Consider the following 20,010-nt stretch of genomic DNA (forward strand, 5'->3'; position numbering starts at 1 on the left):
CAAAGAAACGGCAAAAAAGAGAAACACAGGGGCAATCCAGATGACTTGACAGGTTAACCCACAACACTTTATGTCTATTCTAAATATAGACTTACATCAATTTTCGTCAGGCACGATATGGGGTCGAACAGAAATCTGCAACGCACGACCAATGTGAGGGTTTTTTATCCGTAAAATCAACAACTGGGCAATTTTTTCTGCAATCTCCGGCAAACCAATGTCGATATACGCCGGCCTGGGAGACAATCCTAATATCGCGGGAATCTGATACCCCAGACAAATAAACCGCACCTCTTTGCCCGGCACAATCCCCCGGGTCTGGAGATAACGATAGGCCAAAGCAGTCAGGCTGCAGGAAGGCATAAAGACTCCCATCGGAAAAGAAGTCTCTTCCATCAGCTTTTCCATCGCCTGCACCACCATACATTCAGCTGCGACAGGACCCAGCGGAATCTCTTGTGCCGGAGGGACAAGAAGACATTCTTCAAACGGCATTTGCTCCTGCCGACACACAATCTGAAGTCCCTCCGCCTGCTGCCTGGCATACACAGGTGGATCCGCCGGCGTCATCAACACAACCCGTTTCACTCCCTTTTGGCAGAAATACTCGCCAGCCAGATGCCCGGCCTGATAATGCCCCACGAGAATGTGATCGCCGGGAGTTGTCGAATGGCTAAACAGCGAAACCACAGGCTTGGAATGAATCTGACGCCATAATGGCAAAGACGGCGGTCCCTGCAGCAAAACAAACCCATCCGTATGCTCGCATAGATCCGACGGCAAACAGCACCTATTCGGCCAATGCAGAAAATTCATACCCAGTCCCTGATGCTCCATCGCTGCAGACAGGCAATTAAGGTTATCCAGACAACAGATCGAATCCAGCCAGGACTGACAGGAAAAGCTCAGTACCAGAACTTGCCTTCGAGGCAATACCTCAAGGCATGGAGTACCAGATGACGGATTGGATACCTTCCAGCTCGAACCGGGACAATATCCCATTTGCCTGATGATGTGTCGAACCAGTTCTGCGGTAGCAGGGGAAATATGTTTACCGCCATGAATAACGCGTGATACGGTGGAAGGGGACACTCCTGCTGCGGCTGCGATATCAACGATCCTCATAGCTCATTCTCCCGCCTGATAGATTTCGCGCACAATGCAACAAAAGCTGTCTGGTGTCCGACCCCATCGAGCATACACTATGCAAAACCGGCCTTACCGGTACTCGGAGAAACAGGATTTGAACCTGCGACCTCTGCGTCCCGAACGCAGCGCTCTAGCCAAGCTGAGCTATTCTCCGGGCTGTGAAAGTTGATTACTATACACACTTTTCCAAAAAAAGCAAGCTACAAAACGTGAATTGGGTCCACATCATAATAAATCTGCACCGCCGGACGGATAGCCGCCTGCGTACGTAAATCCGCAAAAAGCCGCTGTAAATCCCCCGCCGTGGGGGCCTGAAGGATAATCTGGAACCGGTGAAACCGCTGAATCCGGCTGATCGTGGCCGGCATCGGACCCCGAAGCCGGATTTCCAGGCCCAAACGCTGGATAGTCGCGTCAATCCGTTCTCGAAGCACCCGGGCAGCCGCTTCGAGACGATCGTAAACCGTATCTCTGATATGAATTATCCCCATCCTCCAGAATGGCGGCAGATAACACATTTTTCGATGTTCAAGCTCCTCTTTTACAAACCCTTGAAAATCATAGCGCAGCGCATAGCGTATCACGGGGGCATCCGGCAGATAGGTCTGCACAATCACCAGCCCCGGTTTATCCCCCCGCCCCGCCCGACCGGCCACCTGGCTGATAAGCTGGAACGTCCGTTCATTGGCTCGAAAATCCGGCAACGTCAGAGCTGTATCCGCACTGACAATACCCACCAGCGTCACATTCGGAAAATGCAGCCCTTTGGCCAGCATCTGGGTGCCGGTCAGAATGTCAATCTTGCCTGCGGCAAACTCATCGAGCACGCTGTAATAATCCTGCCCGTTCATGGAGTCACTGTCCACACGTTTGATCCGGGCCTGCGGCAGGCACGCCAGCAATTCTTCCTCCAGTCGCTGAGAACCCAGCCCAATCATGGTCATCGTATGCTGACAGAGCGGACATTTTTTGGGGACCATCGTCTTGGACAAACAATAATGGCATATCGCATAGCCGCCCTGAATATGCGTCCCCACAGCAGTATCCTCGGTCTTGTCCAGATGAGCACGCTTGTGAAATGTCAGTGTCACATCGCAATTCATACAGTGCAGGGTATGACGACAGCTTGGGCAATAGACAAAATTGCTGTATCCCCGACGGTTCAGCAGCAAAATCGCCTGCTGGCCTTGATCCAGCGTCTTTTCAAGCTGCTCAATAAGCAGAGGACTCAGGATATGCGGACCTTTTTGCCCCCTTCCCTGAAACGCCAGCGTCATATCCACCAGCTTCATTTCCGGCATCGGCATCCCGGTCACACGTTCGGGCAGCTCCATCAGGGTATAAAACGGTTTTGTCCGGCAATTGGACAAGGTTTCAAGCGACGGGGTCGCCGAACCCAGAAGGCAATGCGCACCGGCCAGCTGGGCCCGCTTGATCGCCACATCGCGGCCATGATAACGCGGCACGGTGTCCTGCTTGTAACCCGGTTCGTGCTCTTCATCAACAACAATCAGCCCGACCTTCGACAGCGGTGCAAAAATCGCCGACCGGGCACCGATTACCACATCGGCATCGCCGCTTTTAATCATTTGCCACTGGGCATTGCGCTGCGATTGATTCAGGCCGGAATGCAGCACAGCCACTTTTTCAAACCGCTGCCGAAACCGCTCCACCATCTGAGCCGTCAGGGCAATTTCAGGCAGCAGCACGATGGCCTGTTTACCCTGCCGCAGACAGACCTCGATAGCGCGAATATACACCTCCGTTTTGCCGCTGTCAGTAACCCCATGCAGCAGTGTTACGCCAAACGTATTCGATTGAAGCTGCGCTGTCAAATGCTCCACAGCCCGCTGCTGGCCGGCGTTGAGAACCACCGGCCTGCTGCCCGACATCAGTGCCTGAGGAACCGCAGGCAGTGCCCCAATCACCCGACGCGCCGCAACACAGACAAGACCTCTGCGAATGAGCTGTTTAAGCGGCACTGGCCCGCACTGGCCCTGACGCAACAGGGATTTTTTTTCCACCCCCCGTGATTCATCAAAGGCCTCCAGCGTTTGCAGAATCTCGAGAATCGCACGCTGCTTGGTGCTTTTGACCTGGGCACCAACCTGACCCGCTTGTGCGGATAAGTAAATAAATTGCTCGGTCTTTGCCCCGGCATCGTGTTTGACCGCCGCCGGAATGATCGAGGCCAGAACCTGACCCAGCGGACAGACATAATACTCCGCAATCCAGCGAGCCAGCGACATCAACTGGCTATCCAATAACGGCGCCGCATCTATAATTTTCTGCACCTGTTTGAGATGAAACTGCCTGGCCTTATGGATCGCTTCCGCATCGGTCAGCACACCCAGCACAAAGGCCGGAACCCGTTTGTTATGCTTGCCAAACGGGACCTCGACCCGCTGCCCTTCCATCACCATCCCCAGGTTCTCCGGCAGCAGGTAATCGAATTCGCTATCGGCCCCCGTATCCACAGCCACACGAATCACATGCCCCGGCGGCAATTCTGCTCGATTCATCTCTTCGAATAAACTTTGTGTGATCGTCTTTTTCATCTGTACCCAGCAATCAGGATTTATCCTTAACCAGTATCAGTGTGCCGCGAAAATAGCTACAGAACACATGGAAACCGTACTTAGCCGCGCCTCAGGCGGACAATTTCACCTCAGCTCAGTATAAAGCATATTATGATACGAGACCGAAATCACGCTTGACAATACTCTGTATTTCATTTAGATGGATACATTTAGAATGAAACGTATCGCCAATAAGCCGTGGACAACGGTGCCCACAGGTTGATTTGCAGCGTTTTCATATCTGAAAGTATAATATCCGAAATCCATTGCCAATACAACAAGAAGGATTTGGAGTCTCAGCGAGCCGCGAATGCCTTTACTCTGTTTTAACACAAGGTTTTATCTGATTCTACTCCTGGCGGCTGCAGGTCCGGCCATCACAGGATGCCGCACAACCCCTCAACTCAGCCAGCGGGTAGGAGCATTTTTTGGCTGCCCGCTCGGGATGAATTTTCCAGAGCCGGATCAATTGGGACACCATCAATACAACAGCGGCTGGTCCGAACACAATGGGATGGTTTATACCTGCCGCGGCGGCTTTATCGATATCGCCCACCTGCGCGAGTCTGCCGATCGGACCCGCTATCTCCATGACATCGTACACCACCATTTGACGGAAGGCCAGTCTGGTTTCTCATTTCAGATGATCGAGCCTTCCATTTACACCATTACTATCCACTATCCGGAACAGTGGGCCACTCTCAGCCCGGACCAGAAAAAACCCATGGTTGACTCCGTATCCATCCGACTGGCACAGTATCTGGCACATACCAGCACCGTCTGGCACGAAATAGTCACCTGGTTTGGTTTTGCCTCGGTTGCCTTTCTGCCGGAACATCCGTCTTCGTTTTCGTGGGAAGACACCTATTCAGACCTGCTGGGAATACGGCTTGCCGCTCAGGCCCTCGAAGATACTCACCAGGATTTTGATACGGCATTAACCAACCTGATTAATCGCCAGATGCAGGAGCTTTGCGTGCAGCCTGCAGCCGTGGCAGAACTGGCCGAACGAACCGTCAGGAAAAAATGGTTTCACAACGACTTCTATTTTCTGATCCGGATGAACAAGAGAAATTTCGACACCGGGCAAGACGATGGTTTTATCACGCCGTGGCTGATTCCCGGTATTTGTACCGAAACCGAACCGCTGTCGTATCCGGTGCCGAATCTGAATTTTGCATCCCAATGGGGTTTCGCGTTTGAAGTGGACATGAAACCCTCAGAAAAAGAACGCATTCCGATTCTGGCCATCATCTATCCAGACGGAACCGGAACCCGTCTGTATCCCGAAAGCGATTTCCCGGTCATCCTTCAGTATATCCGGGAGCAAGCCAAAGAAAAATACGGTCCCGAGGTTGACGTGCCCCGGTTATAAACCACAGTTAGCAGGAATAAATCCCTGCTTCACGACGCCCCTGAGCGGTCTTGCTGATGACGGTATCTTCCAGATAATCGATTCCGATTTTGGACACCAGCGCCCGGATATAATCCCGATGCGGACAGGGCGGAGCATGATAATTGTCTTTGGTGATGCAGGAAGAAAGCTGGACAATGATTTTGTCTTTGTCGATATTTTCCTTTTTCTTGAGGGTACGCTTCAGCAGTGTCAATTTGCGATGCAGCCCCCTCCCGCAGCACCCGCCGCAGGTCAGATGAATCACACGGTACGATCGATCTTTGGGATACACAGCAAATCCACCCGTCCGCTCATGCCAGGCCTTCTCGCATAAATACCCCGGACAGCGCTGTTTGACAATCTCACACTGGACAATAACCAGGTACTCTTTGGAGGCAAGGTCTATCATTGGACACCTGGCTGGGGCTGGCTGGCAGCAGGACGAGCTGCCTGCGAGGGCAAAACGACTTTATCAATCTTGAAACAGCCCAGCGTATTGACCATCGAGAAAAAATCCATCGGCTCGCCATTGCCGCAGGCCAGGGCAATATGTCCGGCTGAAAAACCATGAGGCGCCCGCGTCGGATCCAGCGGAATCCATGTATCGCCGATATACGCCTCGGCCCACATGTGGCCGCCAAATACATTCTTCTTGTCACCGAGGGCCTCGACATACACCACACCGCAAACCACACGGGCGGGAATCCCCACGGCCCGACACATCGCCGCGGCAAGAACAGCATGTTCCGAACAATCGCCCTGGCGGGTCTGGGCAACTTCCGCTGCCGAGGCATAACCCACCGACAGATCTTTTTTGGTGATGTAGCCCTTCACAAAATTTTCAATCTGGAAAACCGCCTTGGCCGCATCATCCGTACTGGTTACAGCATACTTGACCAGGTCCAGAATCTTTGCATCTTTGGACTGCAGATACTCGGCCGGATCCATCATTTTCCTGATTTGGGCATCTTTGCTCTCTGAAGGATACTTGACCCCATCTTGAGGCTTGACCGGCTGAATCGTAACCTGGAAACGCCCGGGGGCAATCTCTTTCACCGTCTGCGTGCTGGTCGTAGGCAGAATCAGAGGCTTGTCTGTCGTAGCAGTGAGTTCATAGATAATCGGACCGTCTAAATCCCTGTCCGTCAGTGCCACGGGACTGACCACGCATAACTTATCCAGAAAATCCACCACACTATCCTGGCTCAACGCGAACGCCTTATCACAGGCTATCATCTCCAGCTGCATCCCCATCATCGGCACGATGCTTTTGAGAGCCTTCATCGTCTCATCCACATAACTGGTCACAGCAATCACCTGCTCACCAACCTGCATACTGACTTTGACTTCGGTCAAATCCAACACCCTGCCGAACAAATCGACCCGCGTTTTAGGCCCCACCTCAACTTGAGCCGGCAATGCCTGATCCATATCCGGACGGAATATCCGGGTCTCATATTTCAGCCCCGGCTGCAGCCCCATTTGCAGCTGCAGCAGCCGCATCCCCTCAGCCATCAACGCCCCCTGCGGATAGGCAAACACCTTTTGCTCCATAGACGGGCCATTTTGAATGGTCATCTTGACTTTGCCAGAATTGATCGTGCCTTTTCGCCGCTGCTCCATTCCACTGATATTTTGCACCATCTCGAAAGCCACGGGTTTGCCGGCGGTATTTTCGACACTGGTCTCGATACCGGTAAACTGAATGGCTGCCGCCCCCCTGCCGATCAACAGATTCATCTGTTCAATCGTTGTTACGCGAGAGGCTTCAACCCGACGGGTATGGATTGCATGGCCGATCTTTTTACCATCCATCAGGATCGCCATGTATTCTACTTCTTCGGTGGCAGCAAACAAATATGAACCGCTGACCAGGCTTGCCAAGACAGTTAAAATAGTGAAGCACCTGTTCATCCGGACATCCTTTCCTATTTTTCTCAGGTTCTACGATTCAAAACGCCGAAAATATTGCTATTACTTATTAGTATTGAAAACAAACTAGCTTAGGCCATTATACCGTACTATGGCATGTGGGGCAAATGAAAGTCCATCCCCACTCAGATAGACTATAGAGTAACCCAATTATTTCACAAATACTATTGTTTAAGGACAATAATAATGACATTGACGCAGCTTTTGGCTATTTTGACAGCTTCAAAGCAACGCATCCGGGTATGTTCGGATTCCCGCCAGATTACCCCCGGAGATGTATTTGTGGCCGTCCCGGGAACCCATGTGGACGGACATCACTTCATCCCCCAAGCCATTCAAAATGGGGCCGAATACATCGTCTGCCAAAAGGCACTCGATTGCAAACAGGCCAAAGTCGTCCTGGTAACCGATAGCGCTCATGCCTTGGGATTATTAGCACAGGCCGCCCAGGGAGACCCCAATGCAAAGCTTGTAAACTTAGCTGTAACAGGGACTAATGGCAAAACCACAACCAGCTTTTTAGTCCGCTCCGTCATCGAGCAGGCAGGGTTTAAATCCGGACTCATTGGCACCATAATCACCTCCACCGGACGGCATTCCGCGGAATCCGTGATGACCACACCCGACCCGATTACCATCGCCCAGGCCGCCAGAGAGATGGTGAACGACGGCGCCAAATTTATGATGATTGAGGCCAGCAGCCATGCTCTCGATCAGAAACGACTGGCTGGCATTCATTTTACCGCCGCGGCATTTACCAATCTCACTGGGGATCATCTGGATTACCACAAGACCATGGATCAGTATCTGGCCGCCAAAACAAAACTGTTCACTGATTTACCGACTCATGCCATCGCTATTTTGAATGCCCAGTCCGAATATTCCCAAAAGATTGCCGAGAAATGTCGTGTTCGCACACTATGGTATTCCGTTCAGGAGCCTGCCGATATCTATGCTGAAATTGAATCGATGAATACCGCAGGCAGTGAATTTTCGATAGTGTTTAACAACTATAAAGAAAAAGTGTTTACTCCCCTGCCCGGCCGGCACAACATCAGCAATCATCTTGCCGCCGCGGGGCTTTGTCTGGCGGCAGGGTTTGATCTGGGAACCATCGCAAAGGGCTTATCAGCACTGAAAAACGTCCCCGGCCGACTGGAACCGGTACAAAGCCAAGCCGCACAAAAAGCCGGCATCAGCGTATTTGTCGATTACGCCCATACTGACGACGCCCTATGGAATGTATTAAACACGCTTAAGCCATTGTGCAAAAAGAAGTTAATCACCGTCTTCGGCTGCGGCGGCGACCGCGACAAAACCAAACGCCCTCGCATGGCGGCGGTGGCCGAAAAACTCAGTGATCTGGTGATTGTTACCAGTGATAATCCACGAACTGAAGATCCCAATCAGATTATTCAGGATATTCTGGCTGGTTTTTCAAGTCTATCTACAAACAAAGTGTTAGTAGAACCTGACCGAAAAAAAGCAATTGGACTTGCTATTTCCAACGCCAAACGCGAAGATATAATTTTAATTGCCGGAAAAGGCCACGAAACGTATCAAATCATTGGTACTACCAAAAGCCATTTCAGCGATCAGGAAACGGCAGAGGAATTATTAAATCTGATTTTATAAATCCCCAAGGGGTTATGATGAATATGCAAAGACGACAATTTATCCAGGGCGGACTGGCCGTAGCCGGGGGCCTGCTGCTGGGGTGCTCCAAGTCCCATGCAACCCCATCAGACAGCACGTTTGACCCCTATGAGATCGTCCCTCTGGGCAAGACCGGCCTGAAATTCAGCCGGGTGGGTCTGGGGACTGGTATGCGAGGATTCAATCGCCAGTCCAATCAGACCCGGCTGGGTAAAGAAGAATTTGAGAAGCTCATCCGCACCAGTTATGAACGCGGCGTGCGATGGTATGATATGGCCGACCTGTATGGCAGTCATCCCTATGTAGTCCCTGCTTTAAAAGGCATTAAACGTGAGAAATATTCCCTGGTAACCAAAATCTGGTTTATGCCCAATGGCATCCCGGAAACCGAGCGTCCGGACGCCGATGTGGTGGTTGAGCGGTTTTTAAAGGAAATCCAAACCGACTATATCGACTTGCTGCTGATTCACTGCATGACCGACAAGGCCTGGACCACGAAATTTGAAAAGCAGATGAACCTTATGGCCGCTCTGAAGAAAAAAGGCCTTATTCGGGCTCATGGGGTATCATGCCACTCACTGGACGCCCTCAAGCTCGCTGCCATTGAACCATGGGTCGATTCGATTCATACACGCATCAATCCCTACGGCCAGTCCATGGATGACACGCCGGATAAAGTCGTTCCTGTCCTTCAATTGGCCCACCAGAACGGCAAAGGCGTCGTCGGAATGAAAATCATGGGCGAAGGCAGATTCCGCAACGACGAAGAGAAAAAAAACAAATCCATCGACTTTGTATTGCATCTTGACTGCGTGGATGTGATGACCGTAGGCTTTGAAAGCATCGCGGAAATGGACGATTTCGCCGCGAGAGTTCGGGCAACACCCCGTCGCACTGCCACGCCATCAATTCCACACAAGCAGACGGTATAATCCATGATTACCTTTTCATCGCTTAAGACTGTTTTAAATGCCCGCAGCAGTTCAGATCGCAGCGTCGATACCACCATCAACGCCATCTGTACGGATACACGAACCATTCGCCCCGGAGAGTGTTTTTTTGCCATCTCCGGGCCCAATTTCGACGGGCATCATTATGTGGGTCAGGCCTTTGACAAGGGCGCGGCCTGTGCGGTGGTACAGCAAGACATCGACTTGCCGCCGGCCCAAAAAGACCGCCTGTTAATCGTTGACGACACGATTAAGGCCTTAGGTCAACTGGCAGCATGGTATCGCAACCAATTGCCGGCCAAAGTCATCGCCATTACGGGTTCGGCCGGCAAAACCACCACACGGCATATTACCCATCACGTGTTGAGTAAATTCTTCCCCTGTCATCAGGCCACCAAGAGTTTTAATAATCATATTGGCCTGCCATTGACTATTTTGTCCGCCAGACCCGAACATCAGATCCTGCTGCTGGAGCTGGGAACCAATCATCCCGGCGAAATCGGATACCTCACACGCATCGCCCGTCCGGATATTGCCATAGTCACCTGTGTCGCCGCAGCACACCTGGAAGGCTTTGGATCGGTTGATCACATCATCCGCGAAAAGCTATCCATCAGTGAGGGACTGACGCCGGGCGGACTGTTTATTGTCAACGGGGATCAGCCGGAAATCATCTGCTACACCATGAGCCTCAACCGTCCCTTTTTGATGTTTGGGACGGGGCCGGCCTGTGATTTCCAGGGGCAAAACCTTAAAACGCAGGGCAACTGGGGTGAATTAACCATCGAAGGCCTGCCGATCAAAGTGCCTATGCCGAGTCGAGCCAACCTGATGAATACCCTGGCTGCCTGGGCGATCTGCAAAACCCTGGGACTGTCGTTATCGGACTTTGCAGATGCCATTAAGGACATTGAGCCGGTTGCCATGCGAATGAATATTGAGACCATAGGCCCCATCAAAGTCATTGTGGACTGCTATAATGCCAATCCGGCCTCGATGGACAATGCCCTCGACTGTCTGAGTACCTTGTCACAAATCGATCACCGACGAGCCGTCTTCGTGGCCGGGTGCATGGCGGAACTGGGACCGGCATCTCAGAAATTTCACTACGAACTGGGCCAGAAAGCTGTCCAGGGCGGAGTCCAATTTCTTGCAGCAGCAGGCCCGTTTGCGTCCGATATTATTGCCGGTGCCACTCAAGCCGGCCTTAATCCGGCACGGTGCAAATCCTTCTCAGATACGCAATTGCTTTGCGATAATCTGCACGAGTTTATCCGGCCTGCCGATATAGTATTAGTCAAGGGTTCCCGATCGGCGGGAATGGAAAAAGCGGTTGAACAATTAAGGAAACTTTTTATCTGAAACCATATCGGCAGAGAGTATCACAGGTACGGTCAAGAGGATCCAACATTGAATGATAACCCGATATGATTATAAAAAAGGACCAATCCATTGATTTACCATCTTTGTTCTCACTATAAAGAGCTGTTGACCTATGTGGGTTTTTATGCCTGGGATGATGTGCTGTTTCGGGCAATTCTGGCCGCCATAACCGCGTTTGCCATCGCAGTGCTGATGGCCCCCAGAACCATTCGCTGGCTGATGCGAATGAAAATCGGCGACCGACCGGAATTCCACCATGCAGCCTTGAATGAATTGATGCGGGAACGAGCCAACACCCCCACCATGGGCGGTATTATTATCCTGACGGCAATCGCTGCCGCTACGATACTCTGGGCAAAACTGAATAACCCCTTTATCCACAAGGCGTTGTTTATTTTAATCTGGTTTGGCGGGGTGGGCGGGGCCGACGACTGGCTGAAACTGACCAGCAAAACCCGCCAGCACAGCCGCGACGGCCTCAAACCGTGGGAAAAACTGGTATTTCAATTCGGCGGCTCCATGCTTGTTGCCTATTTTCTCTATTCCGATTTCCGGAATATCGAAGACGCCAAGATGCTATGGCTGCCGTTCTATAAGTACGGCATCCCCCTGGCCACCTGGATATTTGTCATTATCAGTATCCTGTATATCTCCGCCACCAGCAACGCCGTCAACCTGACCGATGGCATGGATGGGCTGGCATCCGGCTGCCTGGGGGTTGCTTCGACGACCTTGGTCATCCTCTGCTATATCGCCTCAGAAATGATGGGCCGGACCAGCCAGATTAGCTGGGCCAGCTATCTGCTGCTGCCCCATATCCCCCAATCGGGAGAATTATGTATCTTCTTCGGGGCTTTGACCGGCGCGATTCTGGGCTTTTTGTGGTACAATTGCCATCCGGCTTCCGTGTTTATGGGCGATGTCGGCTCTTTGCCCTTGGGAGCGGCGTTGGGCTATGGAGCGATTGTCACCCGCAACGAAATTCTGCTGCTGGTCATCGGCGGCGTATTTATGATGGAAATGGCCAGCGTCATGATGCAGGTGTGGTATTTCCGCTACACCGGCGGTAAACGCATCTTCCGATGTGCTCCAATCCATCATCATTTTCACCTGGCCGGGTGGTCCGAACCCCAGGTGGTGGTCCGATTCTGGCTGCTGTCTATCGCCTTTGCCGTAATTGCATTAGGAACCCTGAAACTCCGGTAATTCCGAATCCGACAAGCCGGTTTTCTCTTGACGTCTGACTAAAGCTATCCCAAGATACTGCATACTGCGCACAGACTTTACAGGAGAAATGCTATGGAAAAAAAAGTGATTGTATCGCAATCGGCCCCCAAAGCCGTCGGCCCCTATAGCCAGGCCGTCATGGCTAATAATCTGTTTTTTGCCTCCGGCCAGCTTGGGCTTGACCCGACCACTGGACAATTGGTTTATGGCGGCATCAAAGAACAGACCCAGCAGGTCCTCAAAAACATCACCGCCCTGCTCACCGCGGCAGAATTGACCCTCCAGAATGTCGTACAAGTCCAGATTTTTCTTACTGATATAGGCGATTTTGCCCAGGTCAATGAAGTGTATAAGACATTCTTCAGCGAACCCTACCCCGCTCGCAGTACTTTTCAAGTCGCCGCCCTACCCCTCGGCGCCCGTGTCGAAATCCAGGTCATTGCAATGAAATAATTGCATAAAACAGATATGCTCTAAGTGCCCTTCTTTACAAATCGTAAGGTTTTGGATATAATATTGAGCATATCAAGACTGTATATGGATAGAAAATCATGGGAATTGCTGATTTGCTACAACAACAACGGAATCAGATTCTGACTTTAGCCGCCCAATATGGGGCTTTTAATGTCAGAGTATTTGGTTCAGTGGCTCGGGGGGAGGCCGATGCCGACAGCGATATTGATTTTCTGGTTGATCTGGAGGAGGGAAGAAGCTTATTTGATTTAGGTGGGCTTTCGATGGATTTGCAGGCTTTACTGCAAAGAAAAGTAGATATTGTTACCGAGCAAGGGCTTCACTGGTACATTCGCAGTAAAGTCATACAGGAAGCCAAGCCGTTATGAAAGATGATCGGCTCTATTTAATTCACATCTCCGAGTGTATTGGCCGGATCGAATCCTATACGGCTGGAATGACAAAAGATGCGTTTCTAAGCTCAACTCTGGTTCAGGATGGAGTATTGCGAAATTTGCAGGTTATGGCCGAATCCACGCAACGACTCTCGGATAAAACAAAAGAAAATCATCCCTCTATCGACTGGTATAAAATTGCCGGCTTTCGTAATATCCTTGTGCATGATTATCTTGGCGTGGATATTGAACGAGTCTGGACTATTTTAAACAAAGAATTGCCTATCTTAAAAAAAACAATTGCTGAGATAATGAAATAAGCTGTCAAGCAGCAAGCATCATAACTCAAGGTTTCCCCAATATATACATGTATTTTCTTACGGGCTATATCCTTTAATAAAAACTATTCGTCCGCCTTGCATTTTCCAACCGAAACCAGTATAGTAACTCGCTTTGGAAATATGGTAAGAAACCTAACTTTTTTTGGAGTACACCAAAATGGGTGCGAAAGTTGCGATTGCCGGTGTAACCGGCGCAGTCGGACAGGAATTTTTAAATATCCTTGAACAGCGGAACTTTCCGGTGGACAAGCTGGTCTGCTTAGCCAGCGAACGGTCTGTCGGCAAGACCATCACATTCAAGGGTAATACATATAAGGTTGAACTGCTTACCGAAAACAGCTTTAAGGGTATCGACATTGCCCTGTTTTCAGCGGGCGGTCAGCGCAGCAAAGATTTCGCCCCTGCGGCGGCCAAGGCGGGTGCGGTGGTCATCGATAACTCCTCGGCTTTTCGGATGGACCCGGAAGTGCCGCTGGTGATTCCCGAAGTCAATCCGGAAATGATTAAAAAACATAAAGGAATTATCGCCAATCCCAATTGCTCGACCATTATTGCCAATGTCCCGATGTGGCCGCTGCATAAAGCCAATCCCATCAAACGCATGGTCGTCAGCACCTATCAGGCCGCCAGCGGTGCCGGGCAATCGGCGATGCTGGAGCTGATTGAACAAGCCAAGGAAGTGCTGGCCGGCAAACCCGTAACAACCAAGAACCTCAAATATCAGCTGGCCTTCAACCTGTACTGCCACGACTCCAAGATCGGCCCCAACGGGTATAATGAAGAAGAAGTCAAGATGGTCAAGGAAACACGCAAGATTTTCAATTGCCAGAGCATTGCCATCACCGCGACCTGCGTGCGGGTGCCGGTTCTGCGGGCACACAGCGAAAGCATCAATCTGGAATTCACCGATCCGATTACGCCTGAGCAGGTCAAAGACCTGCTGAGCACCGCTCCGGGTGTCAGCATCATCGATGATCGGGAGAAGAATCGCTTCCCGATGCCGGCAATCGATGCGGCAGGCAAGGACGACATCTATGTTGGCCGCATCCGTCAGGATGAATCGATTCCGGACAATCGCGGAATCAATCTCTGGGTATCCGGCGACCAGATTCGCAAAGGGGCGGCATTGAATGCCATCCAGATTGCGGAAAAGCTGCTGTAACCCAACAGTCATCAGAGCAATTCAAAGGCCGGGCTTGTCCCGGCCTTTTCTTTGTGCAACGATATGGCCATACGCAAAATCAAACTGGTAATCCAATACGATGGGACCGGCTACCACGGCTGGGCTGCTCAGCCCGGAATGCCGACGATTCAGGGTACCCTTTGTCAGGCTATCGAAAAACTGACCGGCATCACCGTCGAGCTGCAGGGTTCCTCGCGCACGGATGCGGGCGTTCACGCGCTGGGACAGGTTGCGGCATTTACCATCGACAGTCCCGTTCCAACCGAAAATCTGGTGCGGGCATTAAATGATCTGCTGCCGGACGACATCGCCATTCTTCAGGCGGTGGAGGTACCAGAGTCCTTTGATCCCATCAGCGACACCCAAAGCAAAATCTATCGTTATACCCTTTATACCGGCCCGATTCGGCCTGTGCTGCGCATCCGCTATTGCTGGCATCGTCCCGGACTGCTCGATGTGGCCGCCATGGCTGAGGCCGCCGCAGTGCTGGTCGGAACACATGATTTCAAGTCGTTTGCCTCTGCCGGCGACCAGCGGCTCAGTTCCGTGCGAACGATCCTGAGATGTAACGTCCAATGCGAAGGTGAATTCATTTATTTCGATGTCCAGGCCGACGGATTCCTGTACAATATGGTACGCAATATCGTCGGCACGCTGGTCGAAGTCGGCCGCGGGCGATGGACCCCAGCGGATATGCATCGGATTCTGGCCGCTCAAAACCGGGCCCAGGCAGGCCCCATCGCCCCGGCCTGCGGTTTATGTTTAATGGAAATTTATTACTAAGCGTATGCGAATTGTACACATTATAACCCGACTCGTTCTGGGTGGTGCACAGGAGAACACCCTGATCACCTGCCGCCTGCTGGCTCAGCGAGGCCATGAGGTCACACTCATCACCGGTCCGGCGCTGGGACCGGAGGGAGGGCTGTTTAACTGGACCCAGGACGCCGGCTATGAAGTCATCGTCCTGGATTCCATGCGGCGGGCTATCCTGCCGGGCAAGGACATCCTGACCTATCTGCAGCTTAAAAGCCTGCTGCGAAAACTTCAGCCCGATATCATTCATACACATTCGGCCAAAGCAGGCATTCTGGGCCGCTGGGCGGGACACGCCCTCAAAGGCCAACTGGGGTCTGGCCCCCGAAAACCCTATATCGTTCACACGATTCACGGACTGGCCTTTCATGACTACCAAAGCCGTCTGCTCAATCGTATCTATATCCTGGCAGAACAATCCGCCGCCCAATGCACCGATGCCTTTATCACCGTCGCCAATGTCATGACCGAAAAATCGCGTGCCGCCGGCATCGGTCGCAACAAGCCTTACACCACCGCCTATTCGGCGATTGATGAAGATGCTTTTCTGCAAAAACCAGCCGAGGAAGACATCAAGGCTTTCCGCCGCAAATACGGCATCAGTGATCAGGCCATCGTCATCATCACCGTTGCCCGGCTGGCCGAACTGAAGGGCCATGAGTATATCATCGAATCCGCCAAACGGCTGGCAGCTCGATACAAAGACTGCTGCTGGCTGTTTGTTGGCGATGGCGCCCTGACCGAACGCATCAAAAAGCAAATCCGCATGGCCAGTCTGGGCTATCGCATAAAATTGACCGGCCTGCTCCAGCCTGAACAGATTCCCTTGGCTATTCACGCTTCGGATATTCTGGTACATTGTTCACTGCGGGAAGGGCTGGCCCGAGTCCTGCCCCAGGCAATGCTGTGTGCCAAACCGGTGGTCAGTTTCGATATCGACGGTGCCAAAGAAGTGGTCAATCCTTCCACCGGCTTCCTGATTGAGCCTCAGGACATTGACGGTCTGGTGGAGGCCTGTGCAAAACTGATTGAAGCTCCTTCCCTGCGACAGCGTCTTGGTCAAAACGGCCAACACAGCGTTATCGAGAAATTTGCTCCCGAAACTATGGTCAATACCATCGAAGCCGTGTATCAGCAGCTTATGTCCGGCCGATAATATCTGCCTGCAGAACATCCTCCGTCACGACTGAATCAGCGACAGGATGGCATGAACACTCTTTTGCGTTGCACCCTGATTTTGACGGATGATTTTTTGTCCTGCGGCAGCAATCGCTGCGGCAAAATCGGGATTGGTCAGACACTTGCGTGTGATATCATACAATTGTTCGGCATCCTGTACTTCCAGGGCACCATTGCCGGCCAGAAGGACCTCCACGGTTTGCCTGAAATTGAACGTGTGCGGTCCAAACATCGTGCATTTACCAAGTGCAACCGGTTCCATCATATCCGACCCGCCCAATGGACACAGGGATCGCCCCACAAAGACCAGCGTCGAAAGCCCATAGAATCTCTTGAGATCACCCATCGTATCGCCCAGAATAATCATCGGCTTGATGTCCGCGATGCCATTATGTTCTTTGAGCCGGCTGTAACGGATAAATGTAAACCCGGATTGCTCAATCAGATTGGCCACCTCATTAAACCGCTCCGGCTTGCGGGGTACAATCGCCAGCCGCAAATCCTCAAACGACGCCTCTTTCTTGAGACGGGCAAAAACCTCCAGGGCGATCTGTTCTTCTCCCGGCCCAGTCCCGCCCAGCGTCCACAATCGGTCTGTCCCCAGACGAATCTGCTCAGCCAGTCTGTCCGCCCCGGCCACGACACCCTCTGTCTGGGCAGTATCATATTTCAGCGAGCTGGTCACAATCACCCGTTCCGGATTACACCCCAGGGCAATAAATCGCGAGGCATATTCCTGCGTCTGAGCCAGCACGAGGGATACCTTGCGGAACATGGGGGCAAGTAGCTTGCGAATTTTCAGATATTTTGGAAAGCTTTTATCGCTTATCCGACCATTGACTACAACCACTGGAACCTTGCGCTGTTCCGCCACAGCGACCAGATTGGGCCAGACCTCCAGCTCCATCAAAAGAATAATATCCGGATGGAGATTGTCAAAAGCCCGCTTCATAATCCACGACAAATCGAATGGAAAATAAAACACCGAATGCTGCTTATCGTACAGGGTACAAGCCCGGGCAAGTCCTGTGTCAGTTGTGGCACTCATCACCATTTCATAGTCCGGCAAAGCAGCCTTGAGACCTTCCACCAGCGTCCGCGTGGCATTCACTTCGCCGACACTGACAGCATGAATCCAGATGCATTTCCTGTCGGGGTATTTGCGATATATCCTGCCCAGACGCTGAGCCCAGCCGTACCGATAACGCTTCTGGGCAATCATACGATACAGAATCACCGGGCTATACAAAATAAGCCCGATAAAATACGCGATATTAATTAAGAAACTCACCATTTTCATTCCTTAAAACGCAACTCCAGTCCGGCGTTATCATACCGGTCCAGACACGATTTGTAAAAGCAAAACTATACCCGGAAAATGCAAGAATGAAAGCCAAATAATCACGGGGAAATCCCTTGTTTATCCGTAACGTGTCTGCACAATCGAACTGCCTTCTACAATTAAAGATACATCGTATCGAATAATAAATGTGAATAAAGAGCTTTTATTCCACAAGAGTTTTTAGTACAATTGTTTCTTCTTATAGGTACATAATGGCTTTGTATTGTCGCCATTGAGACAACAGGAATGACCCGTAGCGGAGGTAAGTCCATTGAGTCATTTATTAAGTGGAAATCAGGCCATCGCCCGCGGTGCTTACGAAGCGGGAGTCACTGTGGCCACGGGGTATCCGGGAACCCCGTCAACAGAAATTCTCGAGAATGCGGTGCAGTATAAATCAGATATTTATTGCGAGTGGTCACCCAATGAAAAAGTGGCATTCGAGGTAGCCGCAGCAGCATCGTGTGCCGGGGCAAGAACCATTGTGACGATGAAACACGTCGGCCTCAATGTGGCTGCCGACCCGTTAATGACCCTTAGTTATCTGGGGGTTGAAGGCGGCATGGTGATTGTCGTAGCCGATGATCCGGGGATGCATTCGTCTCAAAACGAACAGGATACCCGAAACTATGCCAGGTTTGCCAAGATTCCCGTGCTGGAGCCGGCCGACAGTCAGGAAGCCCTCGATTTTGTAAAACTGGGCATCGAACTGTCCGAACAATTCAAGACCCCTGTGATTTTACGCACTACCACACGGGTCAGTCATTCCCGCAGTATTGTCAAGTTCAGTCCGCGGCAAACCAATCCGCGAACGATTGGACTGGAGAAAAACCCGGCTCGTTTTGTGCCCGTGCCGCTGTGGGCCAGAGAAATGCGCAAGACCGTCGAGAAACGCCTCCACGACCTGCAGGCCGCTGCAGTCCAATCCAAGGCCAATCGCATCGAATGGCGAGACAAATCGCTGGGTATTATCACCCACAGCGTCGTTTATCACTATGTCCGCGAGGTCTGGCCGGAAGCCTCTGTGCTGAAGCTGGGCTTTGCCTATCCCTATCCGGATGAGCTGTTCAAACAGTTTGCCGCCGGCGTCAAAGACCTGCTGATTGTCGAAGAGCTGGACGATTTCCTCGAAGAACACGTCAAGGCTCTGGGCATTGCGTGCAGGGGACACGATGTGATTCCCAACATCGGTGAACTATCCATCACCACGCTGGAGGCCTGTCGGGCCAACATGGAAGGCCGGACAATCGCTCCCATTCCTGAACCCAAATACGCCAAAGACCTGCCGGCCCGTCCGCCGGTACTGTGCCCGGGGTGTCCGCATCGCGGCATCTTCTACGCGCTGGGCAAACACGATGTCATCGTCACCGGCGACATCGGCTGCTACAGCCTGGGCACCTTTAAGCCGCTCAATCGACTGGATATCATCCTGTGCATGGGCGGCGGTATTTCGATGGCCCAGGGTCTGGACAAGGCCGGCGAGAAACGCAAGGTCGTCGGCATGGTCGGCGATTCGACCTTCTTCCATTCCGGCATCACCGGCCTGCTGGATATCGCCTACAACCGAGGCTCATCCACGCTGATTGTGGTGGACAACCGCACCACGGCCATGACCGGCCACCAGGACAATCCCGGCACCGGAAGGACCCTGATGGGGGAACCGACGATAGAAGCTTCCATTGAAGACATTGCCCGGGCCTGCGGCATCAAGCGGGTCTTTACCGTCAATCCCTATCAGACCAAAGCAACCCAGGAAGTCCTGGCACGGGAACTGGATACCCCTGAGCCGTCATTGATCGTCTCCCGGGCGGCCTGTCCGCTCTGGGAAGGCAAGCGCGTCGGCGGGATACGCACCATCCTCGAAGATAAATGCAAGGCGTGCAGGGCCTGTTTGAAACTGGGCTGCCCCGCCATTGACGGCGCCGGCAAAAAACCCGTCATCAACCAGCATCTCTGCTACGGCTGTGGTTTGTGCCAGCAGGTCTGTCCGTTTGAGGCAATTGTCAATCTTTCCGAGGAGAAAAAATAG

At 52.0% G+C, this 20,010-nt stretch carries 17 protein-coding genes and 1 tRNA gene; 12 read left to right on the forward strand and 6 right to left on the reverse strand.

The features are described from left to right. Positions 1-96: 96 nt before the first annotated feature. The 3 genes from ACQ9LF_RS00840 to priA form a co-directional block, all read right to left on the reverse strand. Positions 97-1,125: a LacI family DNA-binding transcriptional regulator gene (locus tag ACQ9LF_RS00840; RefSeq protein WP_462487463.1), complete on the reverse strand. Its 1,029-nt coding sequence runs from the start codon at positions 1,123-1,125 to the stop codon at positions 97-99. Positions 1,126-1,228: 103 nt separating this feature from the next. Then, positions 1,229-1,303 (reverse strand) — tRNA-Pro (locus ACQ9LF_RS00845). 46 nt (positions 1,304-1,349) lie between these two features. After that, on the reverse strand, positions 1,350-3,707 hold the full coding sequence (gene priA, locus ACQ9LF_RS00850) for a replication restart helicase PriA (protein ID WP_462487464.1): 2,358 nt from the start codon (positions 3,705-3,707) through the stop codon (positions 1,350-1,352). Between the two features lie 331 nt (positions 3,708-4,038). On the opposite strand from priA, the gene ACQ9LF_RS00855 reads away from it, so the two are divergent. Further along, a complete protein-coding gene (locus ACQ9LF_RS00855) occupies positions 4,039-5,103 on the forward strand; it encodes a DUF4056 domain-containing protein (RefSeq protein WP_462487465.1) in 1,065 nt (354 codons plus the stop codon). A 7-nt stretch (positions 5,104-5,110) separates the two neighbouring features. On the opposite strand, the gene ACQ9LF_RS00860 is transcribed toward ACQ9LF_RS00855, so the two are convergent. Both ACQ9LF_RS00860 and ACQ9LF_RS00865 read right to left on the reverse strand, forming a co-directional pair. Next, entirely contained in the window at positions 5,111-5,533 is a 423-nt protein-coding gene (locus ACQ9LF_RS00860; RefSeq protein WP_462487466.1) for a CGGC domain-containing protein, read from the reverse strand. Then, positions 5,530-7,038: a transglutaminase-like domain-containing protein gene (locus ACQ9LF_RS00865; RefSeq protein WP_462487467.1), complete on the reverse strand. Its 1,509-nt coding sequence runs from the start codon at positions 7,036-7,038 to the stop codon at positions 5,530-5,532. Before ACQ9LF_RS00865 ends, ACQ9LF_RS00860 begins: the two co-directional genes overlap by 4 nt. Positions 7,039-7,242: 204 nt before the next feature. Here ACQ9LF_RS00865 and ACQ9LF_RS00870 point away from each other — a divergent pair, with 204 nt between their 5' ends. The 10 genes from ACQ9LF_RS00870 to ACQ9LF_RS00915 all read left to right on the forward strand — a co-directional run bounded on the left by ACQ9LF_RS00870 (position 7,243) and on the right by ACQ9LF_RS00915 (position 16,616). Then, entirely contained in the window at positions 7,243-8,691 is a 1,449-nt protein-coding gene (locus ACQ9LF_RS00870; protein WP_462487468.1) for a UDP-N-acetylmuramoyl-L-alanyl-D-glutamate--2,6-diaminopimelate ligase, read from the forward strand. A 23-nt stretch (positions 8,692-8,714) separates the two neighbouring features. Continuing rightward, positions 8,715-9,644, forward strand: coding sequence for an aldo/keto reductase (locus ACQ9LF_RS00875; protein ID WP_462487469.1), 930 nt, complete (start codon positions 8,715-8,717; stop codon positions 9,642-9,644). A 3-nt stretch (positions 9,645-9,647) separates the two neighbouring features. Beyond that, positions 9,648-11,024 carry a UDP-N-acetylmuramoyl-tripeptide--D-alanyl-D-alanine ligase gene (locus ACQ9LF_RS00880; RefSeq protein WP_462487470.1) on the forward strand — a complete coding sequence of 459 codons (1,377 nt, stop codon included), beginning with the start codon at positions 9,648-9,650 and terminating at the stop codon, positions 11,022-11,024. A 90-nt stretch (positions 11,025-11,114) separates the two neighbouring features. After that, positions 11,115-12,251 carry a phospho-N-acetylmuramoyl-pentapeptide-transferase gene (mraY, locus tag ACQ9LF_RS00885; protein WP_462487471.1) on the forward strand — a complete coding sequence of 379 codons (1,137 nt, stop codon included), beginning with the start codon at positions 11,115-11,117 and terminating at the stop codon, positions 12,249-12,251. Between the two features lie 93 nt (positions 12,252-12,344). Next, entirely contained in the window at positions 12,345-12,725 is a 381-nt protein-coding gene (locus ACQ9LF_RS00890) for a RidA family protein (protein WP_462487472.1), read from the forward strand. Positions 12,726-12,823: 98 nt separating this feature from the next. Further along, positions 12,824-13,114, forward strand: coding sequence for a nucleotidyltransferase family protein (locus ACQ9LF_RS00895; protein WP_462487473.1), 291 nt, complete (start codon positions 12,824-12,826; stop codon positions 13,112-13,114). Next, entirely contained in the window at positions 13,111-13,440 is a 330-nt protein-coding gene (locus ACQ9LF_RS00900; protein ID WP_462487474.1) for a HepT-like ribonuclease domain-containing protein, read from the forward strand. The genes ACQ9LF_RS00895 and ACQ9LF_RS00900 overlap by 4 nt, the downstream gene beginning before the upstream one ends. A 178-nt stretch (positions 13,441-13,618) precedes the next feature. After that, entirely contained in the window at positions 13,619-14,623 is a 1,005-nt protein-coding gene (locus ACQ9LF_RS00905) for an aspartate-semialdehyde dehydrogenase (protein ID WP_462487475.1), read from the forward strand. 63 nt (positions 14,624-14,686) lie between these two features. Next, positions 14,687-15,427 carry a tRNA pseudouridine(38-40) synthase TruA gene (gene truA, locus ACQ9LF_RS00910; RefSeq protein ID WP_462487476.1) on the forward strand — a complete coding sequence of 247 codons (741 nt, stop codon included), beginning with the start codon at positions 14,687-14,689 and terminating at the stop codon, positions 15,425-15,427. A gap of 4 nt (positions 15,428-15,431) precedes the next feature. Further along, positions 15,432-16,616, forward strand: a complete 1,185-nt coding sequence (locus ACQ9LF_RS00915; RefSeq protein WP_462487477.1) for a glycosyltransferase family 4 protein — start codon at positions 15,432-15,434, stop codon at positions 16,614-16,616. 24 nt (positions 16,617-16,640) lie between these two features. Here ACQ9LF_RS00915 and ACQ9LF_RS00920 read toward each other — a convergent pair whose 3' ends face one another. After that, positions 16,641-17,933, reverse strand: coding sequence for a 3-deoxy-D-manno-octulosonic acid transferase (locus ACQ9LF_RS00920; protein ID WP_462487478.1), 1,293 nt, complete (start codon positions 17,931-17,933; stop codon positions 16,641-16,643). A gap of 319 nt (positions 17,934-18,252) precedes the next feature. On the opposite strand from ACQ9LF_RS00920, the gene iorA reads away from it, so the two are divergent. Next, entirely contained in the window at positions 18,253-20,010 is a 1,758-nt protein-coding gene (iorA, locus tag ACQ9LF_RS00925) for an indolepyruvate ferredoxin oxidoreductase subunit alpha (RefSeq protein ID WP_462487479.1), read from the forward strand.

This window comes from Anaeroglomus insulsum, from assembly GCF_050689095.1.
GTDB classification, from domain to species: Bacteria; Planctomycetota; Phycisphaerae; order Sedimentisphaerales; family Anaerohalosphaeraceae; genus Anaeroglomus; species Anaeroglomus insulsum.